An 18,172-nucleotide genomic window follows, 5' to 3' on the forward strand; every position below is an offset into this window, starting at 1 on the left:
AATTTGAACCGGTTGAAAGATAATTTAAGAGTACTGGATGGTCTAAGGGGCTTATCGGCTATATATGTACTCATCCATCATGCACGTTTAACCCTGACCCAACCTTATTTTAATGGTTTATCCAAACATCCCGAACAATATCAGTGGTATGATAAGTTAATGGTCTATTTCTTTTCATTGTTCAAATTTGGGCACGAAGCAGTGATCATTTTCTTCGTGCTCTCGGGTTTTTTAATTCACTTTAGATATGCTGGTGCACAGTACAGTTTTTCTGAATTTAAATTAAATCAATACCTAAAAAAACGGATAATCAGGATTTATCCAACTTTAATTGTTTCATTTATAATTTGTTTTTTAACAGATTATATCCTTCGGGCAATCACTGGCGATTCTTATCCACTCAGTCAATATTCGCTGGGCAGATTTTTGTTTAATTTGTTTTTAATTCCCGAGAGTCCACTTTGGGGTTCCAACTATCCGGTTTGGTCTTTAAAACATGAATGGTTCTTTTATCTCATGTACCCATTACTATTGTGGTGTTATCATCAGCAAAGAATTGTACCGTTATTGCTGAGTATAGCTCTTTTTGTCGCATATTTATTCGACTACAAAATCGATTACATAGGCGCGGCTGCTTACACAATATCGATCTGGCTTTTAGGTGCTATAATGGCGACTGTTTATCAGCAAAATGCAAGGTTGTTCAACTACATTCCAATATTGATCGTTTGTTGTCTGGCATATCCTTTCATTGTCAGGATAAACAGTAATTACCCTTGGTTAGACCTTTGTTTTGGATTAATTACAACAGGCTTTATTGCATTAATAATCAAAAAAAATAATTCACTTTTGGCCAGAGCGTTATCTTATTTAGCCTGGCTTGGTACTTTTTCCTATTCGCTCTATTTATTACACTTCCCAATACTCTTATTGTTTAAGGGCCTGGCTATCCACTACAACAAGAATAGGGAACTACCTTACCATTTATGGTATGTAACAGGATCAATAATGGCTATAATCCCAATTGTATACCTAATTTATTATTATTCGGAGCGTATTGCCCTTAATTATAAGAAAAGAATTTAGTTTTTTGAAAAAAGTATTAATTGTTTCTCCTTACTTCCCTCCGGCCAATACTGCAGATTCGCAGCGTGTACGCATGAGCTTGCCTTACTTTGAAAAATTTGGTTGGGTAGCAGAAGTTGTGGCAGTTGATGAACAATACATTGATGCGTTAAAAGATCCACTACTTTTGCAATCCATCCCTGCTGCAATTAAAATCCATCGCGTACAGGCATTTTCGAAAAAATGGACATCTAAATTTGGACTGGGCAGTTTGGCGCTCCGCTCGCTTTGGTATTACTTAAAAAAAGTAAATCAATTACTTAAAACTGAAGATTTTGATTTAGTATATTTTTCTACTACCCAATTTCCTGTTTGTATTTTGGGTGCCTATTGGAAAAGAAAATTCAATATTCCTTATGTTATAGATATGCAAGATCCCTGGCATACCGACTATTATCAGAATAAACCAAAATCACAAAGGCCAAAAAAATATTGGTTTTCCTATCGGCTAAACAAATACCTTGAACCTCTGGCACTGAAAAATGCGGATGGTCTAATTAGTGTTTCCCAGGCTTATATTGATACGCTTTTTCAGCGTTACCCTCTTATAATCGATAAACCAAACGAGGTGATTACATTTGGAGCCTTTCAACCAGATTTTAGCATTGCCCAAAAAAAACAAACAGAGCTGAAACTCGTTTTTCCACAAAAAGAAAACTACCTTAATCTGGTATATATTGGCCGTGGTGGCGAAGATATGAGGAACAGCCTCGCACTTCTTTTTGGCGCATTTAAACAAGGAATAAATCAATTGCCGCAGTTGTTTGAAAATATTAAGCTATATTTTATTGGCACAAGTTATGCGCCAGCCGGGCAGGGCACGCTAACTGTTGCTCCGATTGCAGAAAAGTTTGGCCTTTCTGCATATGTTACCGAATATACAGATCGGATTGGTTTCTATCAAAGCATAAACAATCTTCAACATGCAGATGGCCTAGTTATCATTGGATCTGACCAGGCTGCTTATACCGCCTCAAAGTTGTATCCTTATATCCTCACTAAAAAAAATCTGCTAGGCATTTTTAATGCCGAAAGCAGTGCCGCTAAAATTATTCATAAATGCAATGCAGGCCATTTAATTACTCTAAATCAAACCCCTAAAATGGCTTTCGAGACATTTAAGTTCTTTATTGAAGATATCTTGTCACATAGGACACCACAAACAAAGTGGAGCGCTTTTACACCATATACCGCTTCTTATTTGACCGAAAGACAAGTGAACGTTTTTGAACGGGTAACTCAACAATTTGGTAAACTTGTGAATCAAAAATGAAGAAGCTAGCCATTATTACCACCCATCCTATTCAATATTATGCTCCTGTATTCGAGTTATTGGCAAAAAGGATTGAATTAAAAGTTTTTTATACTGGTGGATCTGATTTTAACAGAGTAGATCAGGGTTTCAAAAAAGAAATTGCCTGGGATATCCCGCTGTTAATAGGCTATGATTTCGAATTCCTTAAGAATGTATCCCCGCAACCCGGAAGTCATCATTTTAAAGGCATCATTAATCCAGATGCGATCCAACAAATTAAGGATTTTTGTCCACATGCCGTTTTAGTTTACGGTTGGGCAAACCAAAGCCATCTCAAAATTATACGTTATTATAAAGGTAGCACACCCGTTTATTTTAGAGGAGATTCGACTTTGCTCGACCAGCAAAGGAACATCAAAGGCTTATTAAAAAAAATATTTCTAAAGTGGGTATATAGCCATATCGATACCGCATTCTATGTTGGCTCGGCAAGTAAAGCCTATTTTAAGGCCTATGGACTAAAAGAAAATCAATTGATTTTTGCACCGCATGCAATTGATAATCAGCGCTTCAAAACGGCAATCAACAATACTTTTAGAGAGGCCCTTGGTATTCCAGAAGAGCACATCCTTATTCTTTTTGCAGGTAAATTGGAACCAAAGAAAGACCCGACATTGCTATTAAATGCTTTTGCTTCATTAGGTTTAAAAAATGTAAGTCTATTACTTGTTGGCAACGGGGTATTGGAAGAAGATCTTAAACAACGAGTAGCATTAGAAAAGTTGAAAAGCGTATATTTCATGGATTTTCAAAATCAAAGCCAAATGCCGGTTGTGTATCAGGCTTGTGATTTGTTCTGTTTACCTTCGCAGGGGCCTGGTGAAACCTGGGGGTTGGCTGTTAACGAAGCCATGGCTGCCGGAAATGCAGTGCTGGTATCTGATAAAGTTGGCTGTGCAGTTGATCTGATTAAACAAGGAGTTAATGGAGCAATATTTAAATCAGGCGATTTAGCTGATTTAAAGCAAAAACTGAAAACACTAATTGAAAGTAAAGCTATTTTAGCGCAAATGGGAATGGCTTCTAAACAAATCATCCAAGACTGGTCGTTTGAAAGACAAGTCACTGTGATTGTCGATTCTATACAGAATGAGCATGCAAAATAACAATCCTACCAGACTGATCCTCACCTTATATTTCCCTATTCTGATCGCCTATTTATTAATTAATAGCCCCATCATATCTTATTTTGTAGCCTGGTTTGGTTCACTTTTTATCTTTTATACTACTATATTATCTCCTGCTGCAATTATTAAGACAGATTTACCTATCCATAAGCAGATTATGCGCCCCATATTTTTAACGCAGTTAATTTTTGCCGGATTTATGTGTACCACCTCTATATTTTACTTTATGGATCATTTGGGGTATCGGTATTTAACAGAAGTTAATTATGGCGCACAATTTAAAGAAAGTGAACAAACAGCTTTGATTGCCAGTTGCCAACGCATGAGCTTATTGGCCCATACCGCATTGGTAACAGGAATACTACTAGTTCAAAAGAATAATATTAGTATAAAGAGTGAAAAAACCTTTGATAACGATGACTTTTTAATCTGGTTAAGTATCATCGTGTTTGGAATCGGCTCATTGGCCCAAAAAGTATCAGGGCTTAGCCAGATTTCCCTTCCGCTTACCCTTATTGGCATATCATGTGCGGCTGTACTATTTGTTAAAGGATTTAATACCAAAAACATTAAATATCTGGGTATAGGTGCAACCATTTTTATGCTAAACTTTTTACATGCATCGTTATCGGGCTATAAAGAGCCCATCATTATCAATATTATTGTAATTGCCTGTGTGTTTTTTCCCTATTATAAAAAACTGATACTTTATTTAGCTATCCCAGTTACTTATATATTGCTTTATTTTCTGCCTACGTACAATAATACTGTAAGGCAGAGTTGGAGCGGACAAATTAGCGCAGAAGAAGCACAAAGTCAGGCCTTTGAAAACTTGAATTCGAATAACGAAGAGCAAATTGAAGAAACAAATTGGGGCTTTTTAACCAGAAGACTTAGTGAAATAGAAATGTTTACCCAATTTGTGGATTATGTACCAAGCCATCATCCTTTTTATGAATGGGAAATTATTGGAAATTCTCTTGAAGGGCTTATCCCAAGAGTATTTTGGCCCAGTAAACCCAATATGGAAACCCTTTCAATGGAACGTGTATATGATGCTGGTGTTGCCAATAAAATGTCGGCAGTTTCGGCAAAAACACGCCCAATTGTTGATGCCTATTTAAGTTTTGGCATTCCGGGGGTTTTCTTTTTTATGTTGCTTTATGGCATGCTGGTACAGCACCTATCAGACAAGTCTGAAGAAATATTTGGGGGCTACGAACTGGGCTGTGTAATTATGTTTAACAGTATTTTTCAGGGACTTTGGCGTGGGAATAACTTCGAATTTATGTTCAACAATATTTTTTGGGGCTATGTAATTATGTGGATCTTGTTTGCTTTACTGAGAACAATAAAGGTTTTAAAGCCAACTTTTGATTAACATTAAACCTTCGGTGTGAAAATTATTCACATTACAGCTTCTTATAAACCAGCTTACATTTACGGTGGGCCGATACAGAGTGTAGCCAAGCTATGTGAGGTACTGGAAGAGCTAAGAGATCAGCGGTTGGCGGTTGGCAATGATGCGTTTAAAGTTCAGGTATTTACAACTGCTGCTAACGGTACAAAGGAACTGGATGTTAAAACCGGTATACCAGTTTTTATTGAAGGGGTACCAGTTACTTATTTTAAACGATGGACTAAAGACCATAGTCATTTTTCGCCGGGCTTGTTGTGGGGATTAAGGAAGCCCTTTCGACAGGCTCAGGGTGACAAGATAGTGTTACATATCCATGCCTGGTGGAATTTAGTTTCGGTGCTGAGCTGCTTGGTTGCAAAGTGGTATGATATTCCGGTAATGCTATCGCCCCGAGGCATGTTGACCGCTTACACGCTTGGCAACCGGAATTCTTTATCAAAAAGACTATTTCATAAATTACTGGGTAAAAGCCTATTAAAATACTGCCACATCCATGCTACGAGTGAACAGGAGAAAGCTGATATTTTAAGCATTATAAGGCCAAAAAGTATCAGTGTGATTCCGAACTTGGTTAGCTTGCCTCCTGAAGGGGAAAATTACGATGCTTCAGGCGCATTGAGCATGGAGCTTGAAGCAAAGCGCGGGAACCAGTCTGATGATTGTTTTAAACTAATTTTTCTTTCGCGCATCGAAGAAAAGAAAGGGCTTGAACTGCTGTTTAAAGCATTGTCTACAATCGATATCTCCTGGAGATTAACCATTGCAGGCTCTGGCGAAGCACAATACTTACAAAGCCTGAAGCTTTTGGCCAGGGAACTAAAACTAAATGATAAAATTTATTGGCTTGGGCAAATAAGCAATCATGATAAATATACGCTGATAGCTGCCCATGATTTGCTTGTGCTCACATCTTATAACGAAAACTTTGCCAATGTGGTGGTAGAAAGCCTCAGTGTTGGTACACCAGTATTGATTAGTGAACGAGTTGGCCTTTCTGATTATGTTGAGGATAAAGCCTTTGGCTGGATTACCAGTTTGGAAATGGAAGAAATACAAAAGAATATTAATACAGCCTACCAAAATCGCGAAAAAAGACAAGTTATCAGAAATACAGCTCCTTTAAGCATCAGGAGAGATTTTAATGATGATACATTGGCTAAGCAATATCTAGATTTTTACAAAACCCTATAAATTATATTTCAATTACCCGTTGAAATAATCAATTTCATGAACAAAGATTTCAGTTTCATTATACTCACTTTTAATGAAGAAATTCATTTGCCCAGGTTACTGGAATCAATCAAAGACCTACATGCCAAAACCTATATTTTAGATAGTGGCAGTACCGATAAAACCCTTAAAATTGCCGCTGCTTACGGTGCGGAGGTATTACAAAATCCTTTCGAAAACCACCCTAAGCAGTGGGATTTTGCTTTAAAACACTTCCAAATTATCACGCCATGGACAATTGGTCTGGATGCTGATCAGCGAGTTACCCCTGAGCTTTTTGAAATGCTGGCTAACTTTAATGATGCTGAACATGGTGATATTAACGGCATTTATTTTAACCGCAAAAACTTTTTTCAGGGGAGTTGGATCAGGTTTGGTACCTTCTACCCTTTTTACCTTCTAAAAATGTTCAGAACAGGCATTGGTTACTCTGACCTGAACGAAAATATGGACCACCGTTTTATTGTTCCGGGTAAAACTGAAATATGGAAAAAAGGCTGGATACTGGAAGAAAACCTGAAAGAAAATGATATTGCTTTTTGGAAAATAAAGCATGAGCGCTACAGCGATTTGATAGCCCAGGAAGAAATAGAAAGGATGCAAAAATTAAGGATACAGCGTATTAAACCCAACCTATTGGGCAGCCCTGATGAAAAGCGCGCATGGCTGAAACGCTTATGGTGGAAACTCCCGCTTGGCTTTCGCCCCTATCTTTATTTTGGTTACCGAATGTTTTTTAAACTGGGTATATTTGAAGGTGCCACAGGTATTAAATTTCATTATCTGCACAGCTTCTGGTTCAGGCAGCTGGTAGATAAAAAGATTAAAGCTTTGCAAAAACAAACCCATAAAATATAACTGCCGATAAATATGACTCCAGAAGAAGCTAAAAAACAAGCCAATAAAAAGGCTATCAAATTTGTAATTGCATTGTTTTTACTCTATATCCTGTTTAGCCAGGGCAACCTGTTTATGAATAGCGTTATGACTCCAGGATCGAAGTATTACAATGCTTACCTCTCCTCACATTTTAACTACATACAAGGTTTAAAATCAGCACTGATTATCCCTGCTGTATGGATCATTAAACTCTTTGGTTTTTACGCTATTTATAACGAAATGGATGTAATGGTAGTAGCCGGCCCATATCTAAGGATAAATTACTCTTGCCTTGGCTTAGGGGTTATGAGTTTTTTGGCTGCATTTGTGCTTGCTTTTCCTGCTACATGGAAATCGACCTTAAAAATGCTCTTGATTGGCATTATTACCATTTATATCTTAAACGTTTTGCGGATAGCAGGCCTGGGTGTACTGCTGGGATTCTTTAAATCGCAGCGACAAAATTTCACCTATCACCATGAAGTGTTTAACATTATTGTATATGTGTGTGTGTTTACCATGTTGTATTTCTGGATTAAAAAGAACAATAAACCAGCTATAATTAAACCTTAATTTAAGTCCTATATTTTGTTAAAAACACAACTCTGCAAAAATTTCGATACCGGCGATTTTAAGGTAGGTGCGGGCAAATTGAAACAATTCTTATGGTATTTTACGGATATTTTATTTTTTAAAAGCCGTATGATGCCTTTTAGTTCGGTACTGGTGGCTTTGCTGAGGCTATTTGGCGCCAAAATAGGTAATGAAGTGCGCATTAAACCGGGTATTCATATTAAATATCCATGGAAACTGGAAATTGATAATTACAGCTGGCTTGCCGATTGTTACATTGAAAATCTGGACCGGGTTATCATCGGTGAAAACTGTTGCATATCGCAACAAGCTGTGCTTATAACCGGCAACCACAACTTTAGCAGTACGAATTTTGATTTAATGGTGGCCCCAATCATTTTAGAAACAGGCGCATGGGTTGGAGCCTCAGCTAAAGTTTGTCCAGGCATTACGTTGCATAGCCACGCGGTTTTAAGCATGGGCAGTGTGGCCACAAAAGATTTATCAGCTTTTAGCATTTACCAGGGCAATCCGGCTGTAAAAATTAAAGACCGCATATTTAAAAGTTAAGTCGCAAAGCGTTAATTTTTAGCAATATTTCAAAGAACGAGATCATAATCAGATCTCGTTTTTCATTTACATTGATAATTGTCAAAATAATTTCCATTCTATTAAACAATAAATTGGCGCTTTATGAAAATTATCGAGACATTTGCAGGGTCTATTGCATAAATATTTATAAGTTGGTTAATTTTAAATTTAGGAAGAACAAGTATTCACTATCTTCCAATCTTATTTTAATTACTTTTTTAATCGGGATAATTAATTTATTTTTCTACGATTTCGAGAGCACGCAAGAATTTGTGGTGCTTATTGCTATCTTAATTATGCGGTATGTACTCTTTATTCTTATCAAACGCCGCTTTGAATGGAGCAAATATCTTTTGGTGCTCATTATTGCCAGAAGCATTTATCGGTTAATTGTTGTAATGCCTGAGGTTGATGCCAATCCGGTTACGAAAATAAACCTGGTGTTACAGTTAATCATGTCAGTACTGGCCTTTGCTATTCTTTATATTTTCCCAAAAATTAAGGAATGGATGAATGAAAGACGTAAATATATTCCATCAAATAGGATCGCTCAATCCTCTAACTAGCTCAATTCTTTAATCAGCAATACTTGTTTCCATACTGACAAGTTATACGACCAACCTCTTCATTTTGATCTACACGCTGCTGGTTAATGAACTCCTTTATTCAAGCGATAAAACAACTCTTTTTTCGCAAAACATAAAAGCCTAAGCCTCCTAAAGTCATCATGAACGGTAAAAGAGAATCGTCTATTGGACAAGCAACCATCGTAAAAACGCCCTCTACTCCTTGTGCCTGATAATTATGGCCCGGGCAATTACCTCCGCCGTTTAGAGCGGTACTACAAATATTGCAGGTAGTACCAGTACTCGGAGTCCATGAGCAATAATTTGCCGACAGATCAGTGAAATAACGAGGGTCATATACACTCCCACCACCATCAACTATGTACACCCGTTGAGCACCAACCACCAGACAGCCTGCCACAGTTCCTTGTGCTGTAGCTCTAAGGCCGCAGAACGACAATAAAGAAACACAAAATATGGAAACTGCATTTTTCATTTGAACAAAAATAAAACTAATTGCATTATAAATACTACAAAAAATAGATAGTTTTTGACAATTATCAATGTGAAAAAATAATGAAAATGCGGCTTGATTTGGTGGTTTTCAAATAGAGAATTCTAGCTTGAAAGCATTCTAAACCAGCTTTAACAGGTAAAGCCAATAGATTAAGTGCTACAGATTACACACTCTGCCGGGAAGTTAAGCAGTAAAGATTATTAGCCAGACAAAACAATAGTATTGAAATGGCTTGTTAGTAAGCCACATGCTAACACAAATGAAAGACATAATGCCATCCCCGCCAGCTTCAGTGGCCAATTGAGCAGGCTGTTTGATGATAAGAATAAATAAGGAGACAGCCTTTAGCCAGGCTGTTGAATTTGGAAGTTTTAGGCTTTACGCTTAAAAAGCTGAATAACCTTTTTTAACAACATTACAAGGGCAACAGCTAAGAGGCCTGCAATCAAACCCACCCCAAATTCCTTAATGATTGAAGGAATACCAGGTAAAAAATGATGTATGAAATCGATATTGTGTACAAAAATACCTCCTGAAACGAGGATTAAAGCAATTGTGCCCACAACACTTAAAACTTTTATTACTACCGGAAGTGATGAAACGAGTAACTTGCCCAAAGATGCAAGTGCTCCTTTTCCTTTTGAACGTTGAATTAACCTGTAACCAGCATCATCCATTCTGACAATAAGTGCCACAATACCATAAACGCCAATAGTTGCCAAAAGCGCCACAATGGAAACCGTTGCAATTTGTAACCATAAACCTTCTTCAAGCACACTGCCCAGGGCAATAATTACAATCTCTATAGATAGGATAAAATCAGTTGTAATCGCCGATCTGACTTTAGTTTTTTCTGCGTTTTCGCTTTCTTCTACAACCTCTGTTGCTGCTTCATGCGGCCCGGCCTGGCGGTGAAAAAGATATTCTACCACCTTTTCTACGCCTTCGTAAGCCAGGTAAATGCCTCCCAACACCAAAATTACCTTGATGGCTACGGGAAAAAACACGTTTAATAAAAGTGCAACAGGCACAATAATGAGTTTATTTACCAAAGAGCCTTTGGTAATGGCCCACAGCACCGGAAGTTCGCGAGAGGAAAGAAAACCAGTCGACTTTTCTGCGTTCACGGCAAGATCATCGCCCAATATCCCGGCTGTTTTTTTTGCGGCAACTTTAGCGCTTACCGCCACGTCGTCCATTAAAGCACCTATATCGTCTAAAACAGCAAAAAAACCTGAAGCCATATCCTTATCTATTTGGGGCCGCAAAATACCAAATGAATTTTACTCAGAAAGAAAAAACATTAAAAGATTAGTGATTTATCAAATTGTTTTATCCCTATCGTAAGTTAAAAGTTACACCAGGCAAATTGCAGTAATTTTTAATGAATTAATAAATCGTTTTACTAACTTGCTTGGCTAATTAAATATTCTACCTGCAAATGATACACTTACTATCGAATGATGATGAAAATATCACGTTCGTTTGCCGGCTTCTGTTGAAATTTTAAATATGAAAAAATACTTATACTCGTTACTCTGTTCTGCTTTAGCAGTTCCATTTCTTATCAGTGGAGCAAATGCTCAGTTAAAAAAACAACCTGTAGATTACGTTAACCCCTATATTGGCAATATCAGTCATTTATTGGTGCCCACCTACCCCACGGTGCATTTACCCAATAGCTTGCTGAGGGTTTATCCGGAAAGGGATAATTTCACCGCTAATACAATCCATGGTTTACCGCTGGTAATTACCAGTCACCGTGGCAGCTCAGCATTTAACCTGAGTCCTTTTCAGGGCGATTTGAAAAACGTTAAAAACACCCTCGCCTATGGCTATGACAATGAAATAATTAAGCCTTACTATTATGAGGTAGATTTAGATGATTATGGCATTAATGTCCAATTTGCCCCTGCACATCAATCGGGCATTTACAATCTTAATTTTTCAAAAACGGCTCCGGCATACCTGGTTTTAAATACCAGAAACGGCGAACTCGCAGTAAACAAGAATGTGGTAAGTGGTTTTCAGAAACTGAGTAACAACACCAAAGTTTATATTTATTTTGAAACTGATTTATTGCCGGTTGAATCGGGTGCACATAAAGGTGAAACGATAGATACACAAGATCTTACCACCAGCGGACAAAACGCTTACCTGATTTTGAAATATCCGGCCAATACCAAACAGATTAAAGCACATTACGGGATCTCATTTATCAGTGTAGAACAAGCCAAAAAAAATCTTAACCGGGAAATAAAGGATTACGATCTGACTAAAGTAGCACAAAACGGTAAAAATATCTGGAATGCAACGCTCGGCAAAATTGCGATTGAAGGAACGGATGAAACAGCCAAGACTATTTTTTATACCTCGCTTTACCGTACTTACGAGCGCATGATCTGCTTGTCGGAAGATGGACAATATTTTAGTGCATTTGATGGGAAAATCCACAATGATAACGGCACACCTTTTTTTACTGACGATTGGATTTGGGATACTTACCGTGCAACACACCCCCTGCGGGTAATTATTGAGCCAAAAATGGAAGGCAATATGATTAACTCTTATTTGCGTATGGCCCAGCAAATGGACGATCACTGGATGCCAACCTTTCCGGAAGTTACAGGCGATAGCCGCAGGATGAACAGTAATCATGGTGTGGCTACCATTATCGATGCCTATAACAAGGGTTTAAGAACTTTTAACCTCGAAGAAGCCTATCAATATTGTAAAGCAGGCATTACCGAAAAAACCTTAGCGCCATGGTCGGCGAAAAAAGCTGGTGTATTAGATCAGTTTTTTAAAGACAAAGGATATTTTCCGGCATTGCCTGCAGGCGAAAAAGAAACTGCCCCTGAAGTACATGGTTTTGAGAAACGCCAGCCAATAGCCGTTACATTGGGTACCGTTTACGATGAATGGTGCCTGGGCAACATTGCACATCAATTGGGCAAAACCGATGAAGCCAAAGATTTTTTAGAGAAAAGCAAAAGCTACCATACCGTTTTTAAGCCAGATACTAAGTTTTTCCACCCTAAAGATATTGATGGTAAATTTATTCAGCCGTTAGATTACCGCTTTTCCGGTGGGTTGGGTGCACGCGAAACCTATGATGAAAACAATGGCTGGCTTTACCGCTGGGATGTTCTGCACAACCTGGGTGATCTGGTCGAAATGATAGGTGGAAAACAGGCATTTGTTGATGAACTGGAGAAAATGTACAATACACCACTGGGCAAAAGCAGGTTTGATTTTTATGCGCAACTGCCAGATCATACCGGTAACGTAGGCCAGTTTTCGATGGGGAACGAACCTGCCATGCATATCCCATACTTATATAATTACGCAGGGCAACCGTGGCGTACACAAAAACGCGTGCGCAGTTTACTTACACAATGGTTCCGTAACGATTTGATGGGCATTCCGGGTGATGAAGATGGCGGCGGTTTAACTTCTTTCGTAGTTTTCTCGCAAATGGGTTTTTATCCCATTACGCCTGGCTTACCTATGTATGTTATTGGTAGCCCAACATTTGCCAATGTAAAACTCGATCTTGGAAATGGTAAAAAATTCGAGGTAGCCTGTTTAAATTATGCACCTGAAAATAAATATATCCAATCGGCAAAACTAAACGGGCAAGTATGGAATAAATCCTGGTTTTCTCACGAAGACTTAATGAAAGGTGGGAAACTGGAACTGACCATGGGTAAACGCCCTAACAAACTATGGGCTGCTGATGAAAGCGCCTTACCGCCGTCTTTTAAAATGCCTTCGAAATAATTAAAAGCGACAACGAAAAAATAAAAAACAGGGTATATTTTAAATTAAGTATACCCTGTTTTATTTTACGGTACAATCGATTTTTAAAATTACCTGCTAAATCCGGACAATCTTACACCTGATATTGTCGCGATTCCACCTCACGGGTGTACTTTAATCCGCATTAAATTTGGATTATGATTTAACCTAATTTAAACAACATGAGAAAGATCAGGATTTTCGAACATATTTCACTTGATGGTGTAATAGAACACGACGGAGACTATACCTATGGCGCCTGGACCACAGCATACCGTAGCCCTGCAGGGGCAGCAATGCTTTTAGAAGCTTATGGAGCAGAGTTTGATTTGCTACTTGCCCGTACCACTTACGATATCTTTAGCAATTTCTGGCCAAATGCCGGAGATTTCCCCATGGCAAACGCAATAAATGCCGCAACCAAATTCATTGTAACCCACAGGCCTGATAGCCTGCAGTGGGGCCCTGTTGAAGGCCTTAGTGAGGACGTGATCAATGCCATTGGTAAACTTAAATCGACAGAAGGGCCAGACCTGATTGTGGTAGGCAGCTCTACGCTTACTTCATTACTGCTTGACCAGGGCCTTGCTGATGAGGTGATCCTCATCACGTACCCTGTTCTACTCGGTCATGGAAAACGTTTACTGGCAGATACTATTGATGCCCGCGAACTGGTTTTCGTTGATTCAAAAGCTACCCCTACGGGTTTACTTATTAATACCTATAAACACACCGGACCGCTAAAAAAATAAAACATCACTTATATAGGGCATATCTGGTCAGGGTTTAACTGCAGGATATGCCTTTTAGCGTTTTCATACCTCTTGTTTTCCACCTTTCCTTCGCTCAACAGGCAATCATTTATTTACATCTTCTGAAGCTAAGGAGGTATACTGCCTGCAATTTTATCAAATAAGCATATTTTCTGAAAAGACGAGTCATTTTTCGCCCGATTTAAAACGGCGTTCGTCGAGAAGTTACAGCCGTTGGTATAATACGGCCAAAACCTGTGAAACGTTTGCTGCAAGACGACGTCTTATTATTAAAACAATCACAAATTATTATTTAAAACTATAAAACAAGATATTATGAAAACTTCATTCTCAACCCTAGCAAAATCATTAATGGCAGCTGTTGTATTAAGCGCTTCAATCTTCTCTACAACTGTAATGGCTACCGAAAAACAACCTGTTAAAATCTCTGCTCCTAAAAACTTCGATAAAGTAGTGGTAAGCGGAAATGTAGAAGTTACTCTGATCCAGAACGGTAAAGAAGGCATTAGCTACGTTGATGATAATAGCGGAAAAGTAAAAGTAATTCAGGATGGTAGCGCACTAAAAATTACTTCGGCGGATAACGAGGTAGCTAAAGTTACCGTTTACGTAAAAAGCATTTACCGTGTAATGGCATCTGATGATGCAGTAGTAAAAACTGATGGCAAATTAAATGTAACCAACCTTCAGGTATTCTTAAGTGGAAATGCAACAGCCAAAATTAACTCTAAAACTGAAAGCCTATACACTGTAATCGAAGACCATGCAGATTTAAAATTAAGCGGAACAACCGAAAACCACAGTCTGGTAATGGGAAGCACGCAAAAATTAAACTTAGATCGTTTTGCAGCTGCCAAAACAGAAATGAATACACCAGAAGTTGCTGAAAGAACCGCAGCTTTGGCTAAATAAGCCCCGAAGATTTAACAACAAAAAAAGCGGCTCTTGCCGCTTTTTTTGTTTCTATACATCCTATACTTTTAGTGCAACCAGTTAAGCTCTTAGCTTCCAGATACTGCCGTTTTTTGTTGTTAATTTTTCTAAACTTCCTGCTATGACCAGATTGTTCAACAATTGTTCGCTTTCGCTTCGAGGCGTTCCTGAAAGCTCAGTAAATTCTTTAGCAGTAAGTGAAGTATATTTACCAAAAAGTGTTTCCCAGTTTTTGCTGTAAACTGTTTTTTCAGCATTTGGGAATAACTTTAACACAGCCAGCTCATAATAGGCATAGGGTTTAGCACCATAAACAAATTCCTTTGCGCCATGGCCTGACTCGAAAAACAAAGAAGGGAAACCTCTTACGCCATAAGCCCTTGCTAATTTTAAATCTTCCTCAAAATCTTTCTTTGCCTGTCCTTCTATAGCTAATCTCAACTGAACGGTATCCAATCCTGATTTTGTAGCGGCCAGCTCCAGATGTTCCCATTTAGTAATATTCTTTTTCTCCATAAAAACCATTTCCCTGATCGCCCTCAAAAACAAAATAGCCTTTTTATTGTCCTGCAATTGTGCCGCTTTAAAAGCAATTGACGGCGGGTATGAAGAATCGAGTGGATCTTCCAGCCAAACATCTCCATCAATTGGCATATCATAATAAGCACTTACCTCATCCCAATGGTGCGCCACATCTGATGGCTTACTGATACCGCCGCTGTTGTAACTCCAATCGGGCAATAATCCGCCCATGCGGTATTCAATTTCAACACTGTTACCATACTCCAGTTTTAGCTTTCTAAGCTGAGGTTCAATTCCCCAGCAGGTAGAGCAAATCGGATCGGTAAAATAAACCACCTTAACTGGCTTGGTATTCGACTGAAATTCAATTGAAGTTAATTTTTCATTGTCTAAATCTGGCATTTCGCAAATACCTGTTTCTGGATTGCACAACAATGGGTTGATTTTGGTGGTATCGTTTGACATTTTTTATCCTTTTTATCCATACAAAGTTAAAGCAGTCCTGGTTTACAAATGTTATCAGTTACCTATTGGAAACTACTTACCCATTGGAAACCACCTGGAGTTTTGCTAGTTTTATGGCACAAACGAATGAGGAAAATTAATTGATGAAGAAAAACCAGACTGTAAATAACACCAGCATTTGTAAAGTACGGATAACTGCCATTAAGGATACCATGGAGATTTTATCGGGGAAGTGGAAGTTTCACATCCTGGGCACTTTGCTCGAGGGTGGTAAAATGCGTTTTATGGATTTGTTGCGCGAAGTAGATGGTATAGCTGCGAAAATGCTTTCGAAAGAATTACAAGACATGGAAATAAATCATCTGGTTAGTCGGACAGTTTTAAATACCAAGCCCATTACAGTAGAATATGAAGTTACACAATATGGCAGCACACTGAAACCCATTATAGATGAAATTGCCAAATGGGGAACAGCTTACAGAAACTCACTTTACGAAAAGGCAAGTGATTAATCAATTTACAACTATTTTTCAGCCTAGTAAACTTTTTCCCATCATTCATAAGCTATTATGAAATCTTTACAACTTTCCAGAACCAATTCAGGCACTTCTTTATGTGGGGTATGACCAATATCTGGAATGATGTATTTTTGGGGTTTACCACTTACCTGATCGATTGTTTTTTCTACCTGAGCCAAAGTTCCGTATTCGTCAGCCTCACCTTGAATAATCAAAAGCGGGCATCTGATGCTGGTTAAAAAATGTTCAATATTCCAGTCCCGATAATCATTTCGCGTCCATGTTTTTGTCCAGGCATTAAACAGGCTTTCTACTTTATCTCCATGATACCTGGCCAATCGTTCAGCAAGATTAGTAGTTCTATATTTTTCTATTGCTACATAAATTCCTTTCAGCGTAATCTCTTCAACAAAAATATGTGCAGCCTCGGCTATTACCGCTTTAATCTTCGTGGGATATTTACTTGCCCCTATTAGCGCAATAGAGCCTCCATCACTGTGGCCAAATAAAATGGCATTTTCTATTTCTAGCTCAATGAGTAAATTATTCAAAATATCAGCTTCTATTTCCAGGTAATTAGTTGGCCGTTGCTGAGCTGCCATTGGACTTGATTTTCCATAGCCCAAACGATCATAAATTACCAGATTGCATTTTGTAGCTTCAGCAAGCTTTTCCGGAAAATCTCTCCAAAGTTCAATACAACCCAAACTATCGTGAAGAAATACGAGTGTTGGTCTATCTGCATATTTTTTGGAATAGCTTATCACCATTCCATTAATAACTTTCTCTTTCATCATCAAACTATCAAAATTATGGGCTTTGGCTGATTTTATTCACTGTTTTTACTTCAATCTGCTTCTCTCCTCTTGCTTTTACAAGGTTAGGATATACAATGGCACCAATCATGATCAGAATCCCGATTACCTGAATGAAACTTACTTGTTCACCCAGAATAATATAAGCACATAAAACGACTGCAGGTAACTCCAGAGTTAACAAAATAGCACTCAAGCCAGGTCCAATCCTGGGCATACCGGTTGTAAAACAAATTGGTGGTATTACCGTACCAAATACGGCTAAAAAACTTCCCCATTTCAATAAGCCAAAATCAATATGAGAACTGATCGCAAATGAGGGTAGGTTAATGATTAAAATCAATAATGCAGAACCAGTAGTCATTAAAGCACTCTTTTCTAACATGGGTATACCGTTCCCTAATTTGCTAGTGGAAATGACATAAATAGTGTAAAAAATTGCTGATGAAGTTGCCAACAATATACCGCTTAAAGAAAAGTTTAGATTTTGAACATTCAAAAGATTTCCCGCTAACACAGTCCCAAGCAAAATCAGGCTGGTAGCCAGAACATCTGTTTTTGAGTATTTCTTTTTGAATATCAGCCATTCGGCAATATTACTGATCCAGGAGACCTGCATCAATAAAACTATAGCCAGTGTAACCGGGATATATTTAACGGAAAGGTAAAAACAATAAGCCGAAAGCCCCATAGCAGTACCCGCTAATATCAATCTCCAATTGAAAGCGATCTTGGATTTTTTTTCTTTTATGCTCCTTAAGAATGCCAGCAGCCACAAAATCAATGCACCTAAAAAGGCTTGTGTAAAAGTAATTTCTCCTGGTGTATAACCTTCTGTGTAAGCAATTTTTGCAAAGGAAGTCAATGTTCCATAACTCATTGCACCAAAGGCAACCATCATCATATATTTTAACATCTTACCGTTATTTATTTTACCAAATACGGACAAAACTAAAAACAACAAAACAATGTTCGAGAATAAAAATAAAAATACAGACAACA

Annotated in this window: 17 protein-coding genes; 13 read left to right on the plus strand and 4 right to left on the minus strand. The window is 38.1% G+C overall.

The window, feature by feature from the left end:
- Window positions 1-12 precede the first annotated feature (12 nt).
- The 9 genes from OC25_RS28530 to OC25_RS07230 all read left to right on the plus strand — a co-directional run bounded on the left by OC25_RS28530 (window position 13) and on the right by OC25_RS07230 (window position 8,826).
- Window positions 13-1,086 carry an acyltransferase family protein gene (locus OC25_RS28530; protein ID WP_039473529.1) on the plus strand — a complete coding sequence of 358 codons (1,074 nt, stop codon included), beginning with the start codon at window positions 13-15 and terminating at the stop codon, window positions 1,084-1,086.
- Window positions 1,087-1,090: 4 nt separating this feature from the next.
- On the plus strand, window positions 1,091-2,398 hold the full coding sequence (locus OC25_RS07195; RefSeq protein WP_039473531.1) for a glycosyltransferase: 1,308 nt from the start codon (window positions 1,091-1,093) through the stop codon (window positions 2,396-2,398).
- Window positions 2,395-3,546 carry a glycosyltransferase family 4 protein gene (locus OC25_RS07200; protein ID WP_039473533.1) on the plus strand — a complete coding sequence of 384 codons (1,152 nt, stop codon included), beginning with the start codon at window positions 2,395-2,397 and terminating at the stop codon, window positions 3,544-3,546. Before OC25_RS07195 ends, OC25_RS07200 begins: the two co-directional genes overlap by 4 nt.
- Window positions 3,536-4,948, plus strand: a complete 1,413-nt coding sequence (locus OC25_RS07205) for an exosortase Y-associated Wzy-like protein (RefSeq protein ID WP_039473921.1) — start codon at window positions 3,536-3,538, stop codon at window positions 4,946-4,948. Before OC25_RS07200 ends, OC25_RS07205 begins: the two co-directional genes overlap by 11 nt.
- Before the next feature lie 15 nt (window positions 4,949-4,963).
- Entirely contained in the window at window positions 4,964-6,178 is a 1,215-nt protein-coding gene (locus tag OC25_RS07210) for an XrtY-associated glycosyltransferase XYAG1 (RefSeq protein ID WP_039473535.1), read from the plus strand.
- 36 nt (window positions 6,179-6,214) lie between these two features.
- Complete coding sequence (locus OC25_RS07215; protein ID WP_039473538.1) at window positions 6,215-7,075, plus strand: glycosyltransferase family 2 protein; 861 nt, start codon at window positions 6,215-6,217, stop codon at window positions 7,073-7,075.
- Window positions 7,076-7,087: 12 nt separating this feature from the next.
- Window positions 7,088-7,669, plus strand: a complete 582-nt coding sequence (xrtY, locus tag OC25_RS26795) for an exosortase Y (RefSeq protein ID WP_052266023.1) — start codon at window positions 7,088-7,090, stop codon at window positions 7,667-7,669.
- A gap of 15 nt (window positions 7,670-7,684) precedes the next feature.
- Complete coding sequence (locus OC25_RS07225; protein ID WP_039473543.1) at window positions 7,685-8,239, plus strand: WcaF family extracellular polysaccharide biosynthesis acetyltransferase; 555 nt, start codon at window positions 7,685-7,687, stop codon at window positions 8,237-8,239.
- Between the two features lie 317 nt (window positions 8,240-8,556).
- Window positions 8,557-8,826, plus strand: a complete 270-nt coding sequence (locus OC25_RS07230; RefSeq protein WP_156131418.1) for a hypothetical protein — start codon at window positions 8,557-8,559, stop codon at window positions 8,824-8,826.
- 888 nt (window positions 8,827-9,714) lie between these two features.
- Here OC25_RS07230 and OC25_RS07240 read toward each other — a convergent pair.
- On the minus strand, window positions 9,715-10,587 hold the full coding sequence (locus tag OC25_RS07240; protein ID WP_039473550.1) for a DUF808 domain-containing protein: 873 nt from the start codon (window positions 10,585-10,587) through the stop codon (window positions 9,715-9,717).
- 268 nt (window positions 10,588-10,855) lie between these two features.
- Between OC25_RS07240 and OC25_RS07245 the strand changes: the two genes are divergently transcribed.
- The 3 genes from OC25_RS07245 to OC25_RS07255 all read left to right on the plus strand — a co-directional run bounded on the left by OC25_RS07245 (window position 10,856) and on the right by OC25_RS07255 (window position 14,829).
- The gene (locus OC25_RS07245) at window positions 10,856-13,126 is read left to right on the plus strand and encodes a GH92 family glycosyl hydrolase (RefSeq protein WP_039473553.1); all 2,271 of its coding nucleotides are present in this window, start codon (window positions 10,856-10,858) and stop codon (window positions 13,124-13,126) included.
- 200 nt (window positions 13,127-13,326) lie between these two features.
- Window positions 13,327-13,896, plus strand: coding sequence for a dihydrofolate reductase family protein (locus tag OC25_RS07250; protein WP_039473556.1), 570 nt, complete (start codon window positions 13,327-13,329; stop codon window positions 13,894-13,896).
- 336 nt (window positions 13,897-14,232) lie between these two features.
- Entirely contained in the window at window positions 14,233-14,829 is a 597-nt protein-coding gene (locus tag OC25_RS07255; RefSeq protein ID WP_039473559.1) for a GIN domain-containing protein, read from the plus strand.
- Window positions 14,830-14,910: 81 nt separating this feature from the next.
- Here the strand turns inward: OC25_RS07255 and OC25_RS07260 are convergent, their stop codons facing one another.
- Window positions 14,911-15,837 carry a ClpXP adapter SpxH family protein gene (locus OC25_RS07260; RefSeq protein WP_039473561.1) on the minus strand — a complete coding sequence of 309 codons (927 nt, stop codon included), beginning with the start codon at window positions 15,835-15,837 and terminating at the stop codon, window positions 14,911-14,913.
- 143 nt (window positions 15,838-15,980) lie between these two features.
- On the opposite strand from OC25_RS07260, the gene OC25_RS07265 reads away from it, so the two are divergent.
- On the plus strand, window positions 15,981-16,349 hold the full coding sequence (locus tag OC25_RS07265) for a winged helix-turn-helix transcriptional regulator (protein WP_039473565.1): 369 nt from the start codon (window positions 15,981-15,983) through the stop codon (window positions 16,347-16,349).
- Window positions 16,350-16,390: 41 nt separating this feature from the next.
- Here the strand turns inward: OC25_RS07265 and OC25_RS07270 are convergent, their stop codons facing one another.
- Window positions 16,391-17,152, minus strand: coding sequence for an alpha/beta fold hydrolase (locus tag OC25_RS07270; protein ID WP_209435575.1), 762 nt, complete (start codon window positions 17,150-17,152; stop codon window positions 16,391-16,393).
- Between the two features lie 13 nt (window positions 17,153-17,165).
- On the minus strand, window positions 17,166-18,086 hold the full coding sequence (locus OC25_RS07275) for an EamA family transporter (protein ID WP_039473927.1): 921 nt from the start codon (window positions 18,084-18,086) through the stop codon (window positions 17,166-17,168).
- Window positions 18,087-18,172: the final 86 nt, after the last annotated feature.

Source organism: Pedobacter kyungheensis (genome assembly GCF_000812965.1).
Classification (GTDB): domain Bacteria; phylum Bacteroidota; class Bacteroidia; order Sphingobacteriales; family Sphingobacteriaceae; genus Pedobacter; species Pedobacter kyungheensis.